The organism is Shewanella sp. JNE2 (assembly GCF_023159115.1).
In the GTDB taxonomy this organism is placed as follows: domain Bacteria; phylum Pseudomonadota; class Gammaproteobacteria; order Enterobacterales; family Shewanellaceae; genus Shewanella; species Shewanella putrefaciens.
This window is the reverse complement of the sequence record NZ_CP096169.1, coordinates 683342-697927: the sequence shown is the minus strand read 5'-3', so window position 1 is coordinate 697927 and position 14586 is coordinate 683342. Positions and strand designations below refer to the sequence as shown.

The 14586-nt window shown below is 43.3% G+C and carries 14 protein-coding genes; 4 read left to right on the top strand and 10 right to left on the bottom strand.

Annotated elements, in window-relative coordinates:
- Positions 1 to 58: 58 nt before the first annotated feature.
- From MZ182_RS03140 to MZ182_RS03120, 5 genes are all read right to left on the bottom strand, one after another.
- Positions 59 to 742 (bottom strand): LysE family translocator, encoded by a 684-nt coding sequence (locus MZ182_RS03140; RefSeq protein ID WP_248067861.1) that lies wholly within the window; start codon positions 740 to 742, stop codon positions 59 to 61.
- Between the two features lie 109 nt (positions 743 to 851).
- On the bottom strand, positions 852 to 1682 hold the full coding sequence (locus tag MZ182_RS03135; RefSeq protein WP_011790726.1) for an AraC family transcriptional regulator: 831 nt from the start codon (positions 1680 to 1682) through the stop codon (positions 852 to 854).
- A gap of 171 nt (positions 1683 to 1853) precedes the next feature.
- Complete coding sequence (locus tag MZ182_RS03130) at positions 1854 to 3890, bottom strand: TonB-dependent receptor (protein ID WP_248067859.1); 2037 nt, start codon at positions 3888 to 3890, stop codon at positions 1854 to 1856.
- Positions 3891 to 4113: 223 nt separating this feature from the next.
- Positions 4114 to 5052 carry an HAAS signaling domain-containing protein gene (locus MZ182_RS03125; RefSeq protein WP_248067857.1) on the bottom strand — a complete coding sequence of 313 codons (939 nt, stop codon included), beginning with the start codon at positions 5050 to 5052 and terminating at the stop codon, positions 4114 to 4116.
- 1 nt (position 5053) lies between these two features.
- On the bottom strand, positions 5054 to 5452 hold the full coding sequence (locus tag MZ182_RS03120) for a PadR family transcriptional regulator (protein WP_014609839.1): 399 nt from the start codon (positions 5450 to 5452) through the stop codon (positions 5054 to 5056).
- Positions 5453 to 5803: 351 nt separating this feature from the next.
- Between MZ182_RS03120 and MZ182_RS03115 the strand changes: the two genes are divergently transcribed.
- Positions 5804 to 6169 carry a thioredoxin family protein gene (locus MZ182_RS03115; protein WP_248067855.1) on the top strand — a complete coding sequence of 122 codons (366 nt, stop codon included), beginning with the start codon at positions 5804 to 5806 and terminating at the stop codon, positions 6167 to 6169.
- An 18-nt stretch (positions 6170 to 6187) separates the two neighbouring features.
- On the opposite strand, the gene MZ182_RS03110 is transcribed toward MZ182_RS03115, so the two are convergent.
- From MZ182_RS03110 to nrfA, 4 genes are all read right to left on the bottom strand, one after another.
- Positions 6188 to 6700 (bottom strand): NifB/NifX family molybdenum-iron cluster-binding protein, encoded by a 513-nt coding sequence (locus MZ182_RS03110; RefSeq protein WP_011918665.1) that lies wholly within the window; start codon positions 6698 to 6700, stop codon positions 6188 to 6190.
- A complete protein-coding gene (locus tag MZ182_RS03105; protein WP_248067852.1) occupies positions 6697 to 6993 on the bottom strand; it encodes a DUF134 domain-containing protein in 297 nt (98 codons plus the stop codon). Before MZ182_RS03105 ends, MZ182_RS03110 begins: the two co-directional genes overlap by 4 nt.
- Before the next feature lie 203 nt (positions 6994 to 7196).
- Entirely contained in the window at positions 7197 to 8684 is a 1488-nt protein-coding gene (locus tag MZ182_RS03100; protein ID WP_248067848.1) for an ATP-binding cassette domain-containing protein, read from the bottom strand.
- A 184-nt stretch (positions 8685 to 8868) separates the two neighbouring features.
- Complete coding sequence (gene nrfA / locus MZ182_RS03095; protein WP_014609836.1) at positions 8869 to 10272, bottom strand: ammonia-forming nitrite reductase cytochrome c552 subunit; 1404 nt, start codon at positions 10270 to 10272, stop codon at positions 8869 to 8871.
- A gap of 241 nt (positions 10273 to 10513) precedes the next feature.
- Between nrfA and narQ the strand changes: the two genes are divergently transcribed.
- Together narQ and MZ182_RS03085 are read left to right on the top strand one after the other, a co-directional pair.
- Positions 10514 to 12313 carry a nitrate/nitrite two-component system sensor histidine kinase NarQ gene (narQ, locus tag MZ182_RS03090; RefSeq protein WP_014609835.1) on the top strand — a complete coding sequence of 600 codons (1800 nt, stop codon included), beginning with the start codon at positions 10514 to 10516 and terminating at the stop codon, positions 12311 to 12313.
- The gene (locus tag MZ182_RS03085) at positions 12306 to 12935 is read left to right on the top strand and encodes a response regulator (RefSeq protein ID WP_011790737.1); all 630 of its coding nucleotides are present in this window, start codon (positions 12306 to 12308) and stop codon (positions 12933 to 12935) included. The genes narQ and MZ182_RS03085 overlap by 8 nt, the downstream gene beginning before the upstream one ends.
- 88 nt (positions 12936 to 13023) lie before the next feature.
- Here MZ182_RS03085 and MZ182_RS03080 read toward each other — a convergent pair whose 3' ends face one another.
- Positions 13024 to 13398, bottom strand: a complete 375-nt coding sequence (locus tag MZ182_RS03080; RefSeq protein WP_011918661.1) for a YacL family protein — start codon at positions 13396 to 13398, stop codon at positions 13024 to 13026.
- Between the two features lie 190 nt (positions 13399 to 13588).
- Between MZ182_RS03080 and MZ182_RS03075 the strand changes: the two genes are divergently transcribed.
- Complete coding sequence (locus MZ182_RS03075; RefSeq protein WP_025008357.1) at positions 13589 to 14554, top strand: zinc transporter ZntB; 966 nt, start codon at positions 13589 to 13591, stop codon at positions 14552 to 14554.
- Positions 14555 to 14586 lie beyond the last annotated feature (32 nt).

Below are 14586 nucleotides of genomic sequence, written 5' to 3'. Positions count from 1 at the left end.
AAATCCAATAATGTCCTGAAAAATGGCACACAGCATAACACAAGAGATTTAGGCGCCATTAGGCCGAAAACAGCAAGTTAGAGACGATCGCGAATGCCACCGCAATAAAAATAACGCCGATAACAGTATCAATAACCGGTGTTAATCGTTGTAGTTTGCGTTGTACCTGTACCTTAGACAGCATTAGTGCCAGAAAACCAAACCACAGCAGTGATAGCAATAGGAGAAGCATGGCGGCTGCAACTTTAGTGCTCACAGTCACACTGGGAGTTATCAAAGCAGAAAACAAGGTTAAGAAAAAAACTAACGCTTTGGGGTTCAATAAATTCGTATAAAGCCCCGTTAAAAAGCCTTGTTTAGGCGACATCGTTGTACCCAAAGGCACTGGCGTTACGGCCGATCCTGCCATGCCACTATCGTTAACACCTTGAGTTCCCTTCGATGTCGCCAATACCGCGAAAGCGGCACGCAAAGCTCCCCATCCCATCCACGCTAAATAACAGGCACCAATGATTTGCACCAACAAATATAAAGTGTGCGAACTCTTAATAACCAAACTGACGCCCGTTAAACTCAGAATAGTGTGAGCGACAATGGCCACCGAAATTCCCACCGCAGCAGCAACGGCAGCGCTTCTTGACTGCTGAGTGGCAATTTTTACCATAATCGCAAAATCGGGTCCTGGGCTGACTAAAGCCACAGCGTGGATCAAGGCTAAGGTGAGTAAAAGGGATAAATCCATAACAAGGCGACTCCGCGAATAAAAATAATGAAGGCCAGTATTACAACTTCGACAAAGGCTGCATTGTAATAAATTGCACCATAAGAAGGAGTTTAAAAGACAAGAAGCACTAAAGCATGCGCCGCTGAAACTGTACAGGAGAGAGTAGGAATGCTTGTTTAAAGGCTTTATTCAAATGGCTTTGGTCGAAAAATCCAAGCTGCTGCGCCACATCAGCGACTAAGGTGCCATGACATAATGACTTTTTGGCTAGCTCTAAGCGCACACGCTTAAGATAGGCATGGGGCGTCATCCCCGTTGCCTGTTTAAACTGACGTAAAAATTGAAACTTACTCAAATTCACTTCACCCGCTAAGGTTTCAAGCTGCGTATTATGCCAAGGCTCATCATGCATTCGCTGTTTAACTAAGCCCAGTTGTAATGTCGATAAACCCTGCGGTGAATTGCACTTGAGTATGCCGCTAGGATGGCGTCTAAGGAGTAGCTGAATGAAATTAAACAGGTGAGACTCACTCGCAAGCGCGGTAACTTGACCTTGAATAAGAAGCTCATGTAAGTGGATAAAATAGTGATAAAGTAGCGCATCGTCCACCATAGGCGCGCTAAAAAAGTGCTCCTTTAGGCCGAGTTCTTGGCTAACTTCATTCATATATTCCACAGGGATAGACATGACTTTCACCCGATAACCTTCGGCGTCACGGCTTTGTCCATCATGGGTATCGTCGGGATTTAGGGTCGATAGACTATGCTGACCAAGCTGATAATAACTGCCCTTATTCACAAACTGTTGGGCACCTTGAGTAACGACGCCTAGGTGATAATCCAAATGGACATGTTTATCGAAGCTAAAATGCGTAAACTCAGCCTGACTTAATTCAATGCCAGATAGACTTGGGTGTCGCCAATAGTCAATGTTCTCAATCGATGCTGTCGTACTCATAATTGGGGGCTTTGGCCGCAAAAATCCTGTAATCGAAATTCATTTAGATAGCATTCTAGTCGTCATTACCACCTAAAGAATAGTAAATAATTGCAGCCTGAGTTTCTGATATCAACACAAATATTCTGCTGAATTTAATCCCATGTCGGCGGTTAAACTCAGCACATAACACTAGAAGTGATAGCTTACACTCACCCTAATCATACGGGGTTCAACGGGATGATAGTGCTGATCTTCTATGCCTTCGGCCGCTTCACCGGGTAAGCGTGAAGCATAGAAATAATCGATATCATGGTCCTGACTATCAAACAGATTTAACAATTCAAGTTTAGTGTCAAAGTGGTCAAATTTATAACCCAGAGCAAGATTCACTAAGGTCGTATCATCGGCCTTATGCTCGTTAAAATTATCAAGCACCCGCTCACCAAGGTATCGAATGCGAATGCTGGAATACAGGCCACCGTCGGGGCGATAGGTTATCCCTGCACTGCCAACAAAAGGCACAGCACCATCGATATATTTGCCTTCTTCGGCTTCGTCCTCGGTAAATCGAGCATGGGTCCATGCCAACTCCATATCAAGACTAATATCATCATTTAGCCAGTAATATGCTGTTATTTCAGCACCATAACGCTCAGACGCACGGCTTGGCTCAGTGTTACCTGCATCGCCAACAAAGACTAACTCCGAATCCAATTGCAAATACCAAACTGCCGCAGAAAAGTTAATAAAATCGCGGTCGTAATATTTGACACCAAACTCACCCCCATTGGAGCGCACTAAAAGATCGACTTTATCAACCTCATCTCCACTAACAGGATCGACTTGGATCGTTGCTCCACGAGCATCGTTTGAGTGCAATCCTTGGCCTGCATTCACATAAAGCTCAAGATTATCACTCCATAAATAGGAAGCCCCCGCCTTGAGACTCAACATACCATCGGACGCATCACCACTGTTGAGCGAATTGTCACTATCAACCTGCACATCAAAATAGTCGTAACGCAGCCCTAGATTAAAACGCCATTGATCAAGGGGTAGCCACTCGAGCTTACCAAATAGACCCCCTGATAATTCCTGCACTTCATCAAGCCTTACCGTGCTTAACCTTTGACGCGCCTGAGTATTGTATAACCCTACTGCACTTATATCGTCGTAACGTATATCAGCACCCAAACTGTAATTAATCTGAGTTCCACCTAAGGATGTATGCCAATCACGTTTAATATCCCCACCCCAAAGGGTGCGTTCATCGACTTGCTCAAATTCATCGCCATTGACGGGATCATTTAGGAAATAGGTAAAATTTGAGAATAAATCCATGGTTGAACGAATTGCATACGCATTTCCCTGCCAATTCCCCGCATCATAATGGGCAGAAATGCTGTAACGACTGGCATCGCCACCCACATCCTTGTCTAAGGATCCATAAAAATCGATGAGTCCAGACTCCACAGCGCGTGCGGGGATCTGATCTGCCGAATTCCAGCTATTGTCATAGGCCATCATAGTCACACTTAAATCACCGCCAGCGAGTCGCGTTAAATAACGGGCGACGACATTAACCTTGCTAACATCTTCATTGATATCCTTCCATGGGCCATCATAGGCTTGTAACTCTGCGCCAAGAATAAAACGCCCAACATCCGTAGTTAACGCTTGAGTCGCCACCAGCCGCTGGTAACCATACTCCCCTAAAGTCACCCCAACTTGGTTATAAGCCAGTTGGTCTGCAAGCATCAACTGCGCGGCTCCGGCACCAGAAAAGTCGGCAACCTCTGGATAATACGCCCCTTTTGCATAACGGATCTCCCCTAAAAGCTCGGGAATTAAAAAGTTAAGATCCGTATAGCCTTGACCATGCCCATGGGTGCGCATATTGACAGGCATACCTTCGACACGAGTATTAAAATCAGTCCCATGGTCTAAGTTAAACCCGCGCAAAAAATACTGATTCGCTTTGCCTGAACCACTGTGTTGGGTAACTATCATCCCAGGGACAAATTCTAAAATCTCTCCCGTTCGTAGCAGAGGTCGACTCGCTATCTCCGCCGCACCGACAATCCCCTCCGAAGCAGAAGTGCTATGTCCTAAGGTATTAATTTGCCTACCACGAATTTCAAGTCGTTCAATATTATCGGCCAAATCTTCGGCGATAACCGTGTACGACAACCCCAAAAGCGGTAAAAAACATACAGCTAATTTCATCTGTCATATCCCAATGTTGATGATAGTTGGCGCCGATTTAACGCTTCACTTACAAACCAAACACTGAGCCAAATCAAAGTTTCACACTTCAACAACGAGATGGTGACGTATTTTTGCTATTTTTATGTGCTGTGTCGCACATTATTTCTTATGGCATAGACAATTTGTCCACAGATAATCCTATTTTATGGGGCTTTAAATAGTGATTAAGATTGCGTGTCTATCATTTTCTGCATCGCAAAATATCGCGCACACTTTCATAGCAAGGAAACAGTGCCACAATAATCAAGCAATAACTCAGCCCTTTATTTAGCATGGCTAATGTGGCTATGCTCAGCCACGCCTCATTGGTGCTTTGTAATATTGGACCGCTAAAAGCAAGTATTAATAAGAACAGCGCATAAGCAACATTAATGCCTATATTTGCCACTAATAACTCAACAGCCCATACGCGACGACGTAATTGCCATAAGCTATTAACGACTGAAAGCACAATAATTGGACTAAACCACTGGAGTAATTGCTGGGCATTGGCACTGAATATCACTGTCAAAGTGCTCAATTGTTCAGGACTCATCCATACCGAAGGCCAAATCACTAATAGCAAGAATATATAAGTTGCAAGATCAGTGAATACATCACTTAAACTGATATACTCCCAACCAGGGCCAACCTTAGGTAAATTTTGGGGTTCCCATGTTTGGCAATGGCGCCCCGTCACAGTCTTCTCTTGTGTCGAAACTAACCAAAAAGACAGCACGATAGCCGTAAAAGCAAAACAAGCATCTTCGATAAATCCCGCTGCAATATTGTGTAAAAAACCGACAAGACTAGCCCCTGACGTCCCCAACCACTGCATAGTTCCACCAACAACTTGCAGTACAAATAACACGCCTAGTACCATAATAAGCGTATGCTTTAACAGTGGAATATCCTCAATGGCAACAATAGGTGTAGAGGGAGAAAACTGCTGAGCAACCTTACGTGGGTGGCCCATCGTCTTTAGCACTTCAGTCACCTGTACTTCGGTCAATTGGCCCTGTTCAGACAGTGCGTCCAATTGATCATAAATATTAGCTTTCAACTCACGACCAATTTCCTGACGTTTGTTCTCGGGCAATTCTCGTTGCACTGCGGCGATATAGCGATCGACTAATTCCATATCAAATCTCCTTTTGACTCGTATCTGAGTTCTTATCAGAACTTGTGGTATCAGTACCATTAGTGTCAGCGCTTTGCTCCAGTAAAAAAGCCAAAGCACCATTAAGTTGCTGCCATTCATCGGTCAGTTGACTGAGCAACTCAGCGCCCAATGATGACAATTGGTAATAACGACGCTCACGCCCTTCGGCTTGACGCCACTCACTCTCCAACAATCCTTGATCGGCTAGGCGGCGCACTAAGGGATACAGAGTCCCTTCGTCAATATCGATACCGCCTTCCTGCAACTGTTTGCGGAGCGAATAACCGTAGTGGGCTTGTTTTAATAATCCCAGTACCGCCAACACTAATACCCCACGGCGCAACTCGAGTCGCATTTTGACTAGCTGTGAACTTGTCATGGTCGAATTCCTATCCTTAACACTGTGTCACACACACTGTGTGCCACACAGCAAATACTATGCATCACACAGTAATAATGCAAGATTTAATGTTGTTTTTTTGTAAATAAAAAAGGTAAACAGGTAGAAACACTTGAAGATGATGTGGTGCCAGATAAGTAAATTTTATATAACATATTGAAATCAAAACACTCACCTAACGGCTATACAACTGATAGGGTTAATCATAGCCATCATATCGACCCTACGAGCACTTGCTTCTATCTTGGTAAATTAATGGGAAATAGCGCAGTTATAATGGGATGGCTTTCATCATACCAATGAACGAGTGAGCAGACTCTCGATAATTAAATGATAATGAAGACTATGAATGCCTCTGACCTAATTCAACAAATTGATTCAACTGAAATGCTAGAACGACTTTTAGCGAGGAAAGCAGCGGTATTGCTGTTATTTGGTGCGCCAAACTGCGGAGTATGCCAAACGCTCAAACCAAGAATTGCTGAAATGTTATCGCAGGAATTTCCACTCATCCAAATGGCCTATATCGATTGCGAGGCTCAAGCAGAGATAGCGGCGAGTTACAATGTATTTTGCCTACCTGTAGTAGAGTGTGTGTTTTATGGTAAAACCTTTGGGCGGTTTGCCAAGGTGTTTTCGCTAGCCGATATAAGAGGGGCGCAGGCTCGCCCCTATACGTTAATCGCCACAGAATAATCTACATAAAAACGGTGATCATTTATTTCCTAACGGCCTAAAACCTGCGTAATGCACTGACTTATCAGATTTCGCCTCTGCTGTTGGCGCTCCAATAAGGCGTGATGAATGAGTTAGGGCATGCGCTTTACCACCGCAACCACAGCCGTCTTTAGAATGACAACATCCGCCCTTAGCGGCATGCTTGAGCGATGCTCGCCCTTGGGATGCATCCGTCAGCCTTAGATTAAGATCGGTACTTTTTGCTAATAAAGTTGCGACTGCTTGGCTCGCGTCACCTTTACTCACACTGATCCCAGAATCTAATAATTTTCCCAACATACGCTCACCAATATGCTGCACAATAACGATATTGGTTTTTTGTTGGACAATAAGATTAAGTAGTGCTTTTTTAGCACTGCAGTCGCCATCAAGTGCGGGATTATCCACTAAGGAAATCAGTTGATGGTGCTCATCAAAAAAACCTATCTGTTGAGCTTTAGTAAAATGGGCCGCGAGTCGCTCACGACTCATAGGCATAGCAATAATCATGATAAATCCTTGTCTGTTTTGCTTGGCAATCTCAACACTTGGCCTTGCGTAATCGCAGTTGCTACTTTTTTACGGGCACTTGCAAGTAAATACCCAAAGGTTTGCCGAGAAATCCCCATCAAAACTGCAGCATCGAGCTGGCTTAATCTTTGTACATCTCCGAGTTCCAATGCTTCAAATTCATCGGCTGCTAACTGGATATGGGTTAGCTCTACGGATGGAATACCATTGGGCTTAAATAAGCTACAGGGTACACAACTCGAGATCTGACGGCATTTTTTGGGTCTTGCCATAACGAAAATCACCTGACAAACAGCGTTAATAGATAAATTTATATTGATGATCTTTTGAGAAACACCAATTGTTTCTGGCGTAGGCCAGAAACAATTATTTCCCACCTTGGGAGCAAAAACTTTGTTACAGCTCACACTGTTCAGGATCAAATCGATACTGTTCGATCCTAACATCAAGACTAAAATGAACGATGACTTAATACTTAACCATAAACGGAGTGGCTCACTTGCACCGAATATCCATCACCTTGTCTAACGAAATCAATAAAGTGTTTGATGGATGGTAGGGCATCCTCCCTATGATGGGACACATATAAAAGCTGACTCAGATGATGATGGGCAATCATCTCTAGCGTACGCATCACTAAGGTACGATTGATAAAATCGAGTCCTTGGTACGGCTCATCAAGAATTAACAATAAGGGCTTTTTAATTAACGCCCGCCCAATCAGTAATAATCGCTGCTGCCCATATTCTAGTTGCTTAAAACTGATGTGTGCCAATTCACTCATATGTAGAATAGCTAACCATTCTTTAGCGAGATCATGTTGAAGCTTAGTGGGTTTATGGTATAGGCCAATAGAATCAAAGAAACCTGAAAGTAGCACATCAAGGGCGGAGCAACTCACTCGATACTGCAAATGCAGTGCGGAAGAAACAATGCCAATCCTTTGTTTAATTTCCCAAATACTTTCACCACTTCCCCGTGGACGACCAAAAAGCGTGATATCGTTGCTATAACATTGGGGATGATCCCCTAAAATAAGCCCAAGTAAAGTACTTTTACCGCAACCATTCGGGCCACGCACTTGCCAATGTTGCCCTGCCTCAATACGCCAGTTAACACCAGAAAAAATCAGCCCACTCACATATTCCACTTTGCCATTTTTAATTTCCACCAAGGGGGCAAAATCTTCAACTTTATGGCGCTGGCGCACCAATAATGCCAATAATTCATCGCTGCGCAGGGCCGACAAAGCATGAAGCTGGGCCATAATGGGATGGCTATGCCACTCATTGATGGACATAGGCAAACTCAACTTATGTATGCTCTGTCCTGATTGAAGCATTTCAGTATTAAACAATGCCACATGGCTGATACATTCTGGTAACTCCTCTTGGCGAGAGGTAATGAGCAGTAGCTGACAGTTCTTGGCAACTTCATCCAACAGTTGTGACAAACTCTCCTGATGCTCACAATCTAAACCCGCATAGGGATCATCAAGGATCAGCAATTGCGGTTGCATTGCTAGGGCACGCGCTAACATTACCCGCCGAGTTTCACCGGTTGATAACTGCCGAAAACCTCGTAGGCGCAAATGTTCTAGCCCTACTTGTTGTAATAATGGGCCTAATTGCTGAGCACCCTGACAACATTCCAGCACTAACAACTCGACACTTGATCCATAATCAAGCTCATCTTTCGCTAATTCCCGCGCCAGTAATGCCTGTTGCTGTCCAAGGGAAACCCAACCAATACGCTGTGGTAGACCAGTTATAATCCCCTGATCTGGTGTAATATCCCCCGATAAGATCCGCCCAAGGAGGGAGCCTGAATAACTATCGGTCGCAAAAATTGCCCAATGCTCAGCCGTTCCTAATTGCCATGCATCAACTACCAGCACATCATTACCGTGCCCATAGCGCAATTGCTCAATCACAATACCTTTATTCAGCACAACATCAGACATCAATCTTCCTCTTTTTATGCAGTAATAAAACTCACTATGCCACCTAATGAAACGTTTTATCACTTTGTTTTATCCACCTGAGGAAAAATAATCTCTAAACCTCAAGAGACCTCAATAAGCCCATTATAAAAAAAGCCCTCAAATTTGAGGGCTTTGGCTTTATTAACCTTTATCAGGCTAAGTATTACTTATATGTCGCTTCGCGCTTTTTAGCTTCTTCATCCCATTTAGGCAGGATGTTTTTCTTGAAGGCTTCTTTCTCTTCAACCATTTGTTTCATATCCATGCCTAACACGGCTTGTGCTTTCGCTTTGGTTGAAATATCAGGAACGGCCACTGGATCAGTAATACCTTTTTTACCCAGTAACTGCGCTAACTTAACACGCGCATCAGCAGCTTTATTGACTGATGTTCCTAGGATACGCAAGGCTTCATCAGGAGCGTGAGCCGCAACACCATGGGAAGCAATCGCTAGATCCCAACGCCATTGCGAATGACGGATATCAGTCAGGATAGGCTTCATTTCTTCTTCAGTTGCACCAGCTTTCCAAGCAGCTTCAGCTTCAAAATGTGCTTTAACTAATTGCTCTTCCGCTTTCAACTTCATTTCTTTGACTTTAGCTTTACGCTCATTCGTCACGCCAACCAAAAACTCTTTCGTTTGGCTATGGCAAGTTGCACAGGTTTCTTCAAAACGGTCGAATGGATTACCGACTTTATGATCGGTAAACTTCTTGCCATCAGCACTGGTGACTTTTGGCATGTGGCAGTCAACACAGCTCACATTATTCATACCATGAATACCCATTTTCCAAGTTTCATACTCTGGATGTTGGGCTTTTAACATTGGTGCTTTAGACAGTGCATGGGTCCAATCTGAGAATTGGATTGAGTCATAATAGACTTCCATCTTCTCAACAGTCACACCCATATCCCAAGGGAATTTGACAAAACCTTTTTTGTCTTCGGTTTTTTCAAAATAGTATTCAACATGGCACTGGGCACACACCATTGATTCTTTATCTTGCTTAGAAGCCTTGCTAAAAGGTGTACCGATTGCATCTAATGCACGGTCAACATAAGGGCGAGAAATACGTAACTTTGGCGAGCCTTTATCATGGCAATCACCGCAGCCAATTGCGTTAGTCACTTCTGGGCCACCCTTAGCCCACTTACCTTTGAAATAACCGTCTTCACCTTGCTCTTCAATCAGGCGAGGCACATCTGGACTTTTACAACTCCAACATGCCATTGGCAATGGGCCGTCTTCCGCATCTTTAGGCGCACCTGTACGTAAGGTATTGCGTACATCGGTTACCGCATACATATGGCCACGCGGAGCTTTATAATCCTTTGCAAAAGGATAACCTGCCCACAGGATAACCATATTAGGATCCTGTTCAAGCGCATCCACTAGCTCTTCACTTTTAGCGGTATCATGCCAGCTATTGTATTGATTTTTAAATTTATCTTTATAAACCTCATTGCGAGGTTCAGTTTTATCGCTCGCCATTGCGCCCGCCGCCATGAAGCTGGCGGCAACCAGTGCACTCAGTGCAAAGGACTTACCTGTCATCTTCTTCATCATCTCATCTCCGTGTTACATTATTGTTGTGAATCACGACATCTCCGTTACCAAAGTTAGTAGCTTAATGCCGCTAAAAATATACCTCTTAGGAGGTATCTGCGGCGAAGTTTGCGCCAGATCAAAATGTAATAGTGTTGTTGTTCACACTTTTATGTTTTTGTTAAGGTATTATATTATTTTCTAATGTAAAAACACAACTAAAGAGCCATCAAAACGTGGCCTTCAACTGGATAGCCAACCTATGAAACGAGGCAGTCTCACCTCTAAGATTTTAGGATTAATGTTAGTCCTTATTCTGCTTTCTAGCAGTTTAGCCATCTTTGCCATCATTAATCTGTCCTATAGTTTAGGCGATGCTAAAGCGATTAACGCATCAGGATCCCTGCGGATGCAAAGTTATCGACTCATGTTTTATGCCAATTCAGGTAGCCAAGCCGCCCAGAAAAAAATTATCGAATTTGAAAATACCTTGCATTCCGAAGCCTTACAGCCATCGACAGGTTGGCTAAGCCCACAAAAAATCGCAGACCAATACCAACTTGTGATCGACAAGTGGCTCGTCATGAAATATTACATTGAGCAGGAAAATTCCCGTGACTATGCTGCAGCACTCAAGGACTTTGTCGATACGATAGATTTACTCGTACTGGAAATGGAACACCATGCCGCCTTTAAATTGAGGTTATTGGCAGCCAGCCAAATTTTTGGTCTAGGGCTGATGCTCTTTATTGCTTTTATTGCCGTGCGGTTCACCAAACGTAAGGTAGTAGTGCCATTGCAAAAATTGATGGAGTCCGCTAACACCATTTCTAAAGGTAATTTTGAAATTGAAATGCCAGAAACCGAATATATCGAGCTCACCGCATTGACCAATGCGCTACAAAAAACAGCAAAGGAATTAGCTACGTTATATGGAAACTTAGAGTCACAGGTTGCAGAAAAAACCTTAGCATTGACGAGGGCAAATAATGAGTTGGCCTTTTTATATGATAATTTACTCACCCTAAATGCCAATAAACTCGATTATAAAGCCCTTAGAGAAGCACTAAATCAGCTTAAAGGTTATGAATCCCTTGATTATCTACGACTGATAATTCAATACCCAGATCAAGAGGTGGAGATCGTTGAGGCAAATGGGGGCTGGCCGACAGAACCAAAGGAAAGTACTCGTTTTCCGATGCAGTTTGAGCAAGTTGATTTAGGTTATTTAGAACTGATTTCCGCACAAACACCTAATATTGCATTATTTAACAACTTTGCCATTATGTTGACTCGCTCAATTGTGATTCACAATGCCACAGAGCAAAGACAACAGTTAGCGTTAATGGAAGAACGCGGGGTGATCGCGCGCGAATTACATGACTCCCTTGGTCAAGTGTTATCTTTTTTGAAGATACAAATCAGCTTGTTGCGTAAAAATCTTGCCTATAGTTGCCGTAGTCCAGCGGTAGAAAATCAGCTAAACGAGATTAACGAAGGTGTGAGTACGGCTTACGCGCAGCTTCGAGAATTGCTATCAACCTTCAGGCTTACCATTAAAGAACCTAATTTGAAAAGTGCAATGGAAGCTATGCTGGATCAGCTTAGAGCTAAAACCGATATAAAAATCAGTTTAGATTACAAACTCTCCCCCCAATGGCTTGAGGCAAAACAGCATATCCATATATTACAAATCACCCGAGAAGCAACGCTTAATGCCATAAAACATTCAAAGGCAACCCTGATACATATACGTTGCTATAAGGATGATAACGCTATGGTCAATATCAGTGTCTGCGATAATGGCGTGGGTATTGAGCATTTAAAAGAGCGAGATCAACATTTTGGTATAGGGATTATGCACGAGCGAGCGAGTAAACTCGCGGGTATGGTGGTGTTTAGCAGCAATGATAAACTCATTGTCCCTAATCATATTGAACCAACCGAAAATCAAATACAAAATGGCACACTTACTACTGTGACCGATGGTGAACTCGGTATTCCCCAAGGAACGAAAGTCACTCTTATTTTTCCTTCTCAACTGGAGCCTACACATGGGTAAACCCTATTCTATCTTGGTCGTTGATGACCATCCGCTTTTACGTAAAGGTATCTGCCAATTGATCACTTCAGATCCTGATTTCAGTCTTTTTGGCGAAGCAGGTGGCGGATTAGATGCGTTAAGTGCAGTCGCGACGGATGAGCCAGATATCATACTCCTTGATTTGAATATGAAAGGTATGACAGGACTCGATACACTCAACGCCATGCGCCAGGAAGGTGTTACTTCACGCATCGTTATTCTCACTGTTTCCGACGCAAAACAAGATGTGATTAGATTACTTCGCGCAGGTGCGGACGGCTATTTACTCAAGGATACCGAACCGGATTTACTGCTCGAAAAACTCAAAAATGCCATGCTCGGTCATAGAGTGATCAGTGAGGAAATTGAAGAATATCTCTATGAGCTTAAAAATGTTGCCGATGAGCAAGAATGGATCTCAAGTCTTACACCAAGGGAGTTACAAATCCTGCAACAATTGGCGGAAGGCTTAAGCAATCGTATGATTTCAGAACATTTACATATCAGTGAAGGCACAGTAAAAGTTCACGTTAAAAATTTACTGCGTAAAGCGAATGCCAAATCACGAACCGAAATGGCAGTAAGGTATTTAAATAACTAAAACAGCAGTGTAAATGATAAAGGCAATCAACAGATTGCCTTTATCATACTAGCCCAAAGAATACACATTCATATGGCATCAGTGATGCTTAAATGCCCTTTTGCACAAATTCTTGCCAGCTTAACAGTGCTTGTTCAAAATCCTCTAAACCGCAATAGGCTTCAGATTCAGCATCATAGAGTGACATCGCATCTTCTAATTCATACTCCTCATCAAATCCCAATACATTGGCGTACACTCTGGCTTGCTCTCGATCTATTTCTAAGGTTAAGTCACTGCCAATAAGCTGCCATGATTCGCGTTTACCCGCGAGGATCTCTGTAACGCTATCTAACACTTGCTGAATTTTGGCTAACTCTGGCCCTAATTCTTCAGAAAACCACTGCCCAAGCACTTCATGATCCATGCTAAAGGTGGCTAAAAAAGTGCCCGTTAAACTGTTACGCCGAAATTCATATTCCATTTTAGGTTCTCTTTCACTAACTCACTTAAGGCTAATTTTAACTTAACATGGGACAAGTTGCTTGAGTAACAGCGTAGCTGCCTTGAACTTATTCAAATATCCCTTGATTAGCATTGCGAGCGACAGACTTCATTTTTAGAACAAAATCAGTTAGCTTGAATAAATGATTGAGAAAGTAATTGGAAAACATATGCATGATGGATTTATCTATAGTTTAGTGCTTAGCGGCGCCCAAGCAGGCTCAAGCTTAAGCCCTGAACAACTTGATGCTTGGGATCCAAAGGATGGCCTACTCTGGCTACATCTGCGTTATCGCCACAAGAAGGCGCGTCATTGGGTCATCAATAGTGGCCTCAATAAAGTTGAAACCGATGCGCTACTCGCACAGGATACCCGACCAAGAGCCGTACTGGCTGGAGAGGGAGTACTGTTAGCACTGCGTGGCGTAAACTTAAACCCCAATTCAGCCCCAGAGGATATGGTTGCCATACGCATCTACGCCGATAAGCAAAGGATTATTTCAACCTGCGACCGTGAATTACAATCGGTAAAAGATGTGGCAGAACTTATCAAAGAAGGTGTAGGGCCGACGACTACGGGGGATTTTATTGTCGCAATCTGTGAGAGACTCACCAATCGAAAGGTCGAGTTTATCGATAAATTAGAAGAACAACTTTCTGAATTAGAAGAACAAGTCGTTTCAGGCAATGTGAAGGATCTGCGTACCGATATCGCCGAGTTACGCCGTCAAACGGTCGCAATTCGCCGCTATTTAGCGCCACAAAGAGAAGCATTCACTAAAATGCTCTCCGATCAATTTACCCTACTTAACGATCCAGAACGGCTTAAACTAAGGGAAATCAACGATAAACTGATCCGTACCATTGAAGATCTCGATGCCCTGCGCGATAGGGCGAATGTGACTCAAGAAGAATTGCTCAGTCAGCAATCAGAACAACTCAATAAACGCTTATATTTCCTATCATTAGTATCGGCAATCTTCTTACCGCTAGGCTTTTTAACGGGTTTGTTGGGAGTCAATATTGGTGGTATTCCTGGGGCAGAAGACACTTGGGCCTTTGCCACCTTCTGCGGCATATTGGTATCCCTTGTTGCTCTGCAAATGGCACTTTTTTACCGATTTAAATGGCTATAATCATCGCAAAATAAAAACGCCAATCCCTTTAG

Coding starts and splice junctions, on each gene's coding strand:
- MZ182_RS03100 (WP_248067848.1), bottom strand. CDS start 8,684: ATGTCTGATGTTGTGCTGAATAAAGGTATTGTGATTGAGCAATTGCGC.
- MZ182_RS03085 (WP_011790737.1), top strand. CDS start 12,306: ATGGGTAAACCCTATTCTATCTTGGTCGTTGATGACCATCCGCTTTTA.
- MZ182_RS03110 (WP_011918665.1), bottom strand. CDS start 6,700: ATGATTATTGCTATGCCTATGAGTCGTGAGCGACTCGCGGCCCATTTT.
- MZ182_RS03075 (WP_025008357.1), top strand. CDS start 13,589: ATGCATGATGGATTTATCTATAGTTTAGTGCTTAGCGGCGCCCAAGCA.
- MZ182_RS03120 (WP_014609839.1), bottom strand. CDS start 5,452: ATGACAAGTTCACAGCTAGTCAAAATGCGACTCGAGTTGCGCCGTGGG.
- MZ182_RS03115 (WP_248067855.1), top strand. CDS start 5,804: ATGATAATGAAGACTATGAATGCCTCTGACCTAATTCAACAAATTGAT.
- MZ182_RS03105 (WP_248067852.1), bottom strand. CDS start 6,993: ATGGCAAGACCCAAAAAATGCCGTCAGATCTCGAGTTGTGTACCCTGT.
- MZ182_RS03130 (WP_248067859.1), bottom strand. CDS start 3,890: ATGAAATTAGCTGTATGTTTTTTACCGCTTTTGGGGTTGTCGTACACG.
- nrfA (WP_014609836.1), bottom strand. CDS start 10,272: ATGATGAAGAAGATGACAGGTAAGTCCTTTGCACTGAGTGCACTGGTT.
- MZ182_RS03135 (WP_011790726.1), bottom strand. CDS start 1,682: ATGAGTACGACAGCATCGATTGAGAACATTGACTATTGGCGACACCCA.
- MZ182_RS03125 (WP_248067857.1), bottom strand. CDS start 5,052: ATGGAATTAGTCGATCGCTATATCGCCGCAGTGCAACGAGAATTGCCC.
- narQ (WP_014609835.1), top strand. CDS start 10,514: ATGAAACGAGGCAGTCTCACCTCTAAGATTTTAGGATTAATGTTAGTC.
- MZ182_RS03080 (WP_011918661.1), bottom strand. CDS start 13,398: ATGGAATATGAATTTCGGCGTAACAGTTTAACGGGCACTTTTTTAGCC.
- MZ182_RS03140 (WP_248067861.1), bottom strand. CDS start 742: ATGGATTTATCCCTTTTACTCACCTTAGCCTTGATCCACGCTGTGGCT.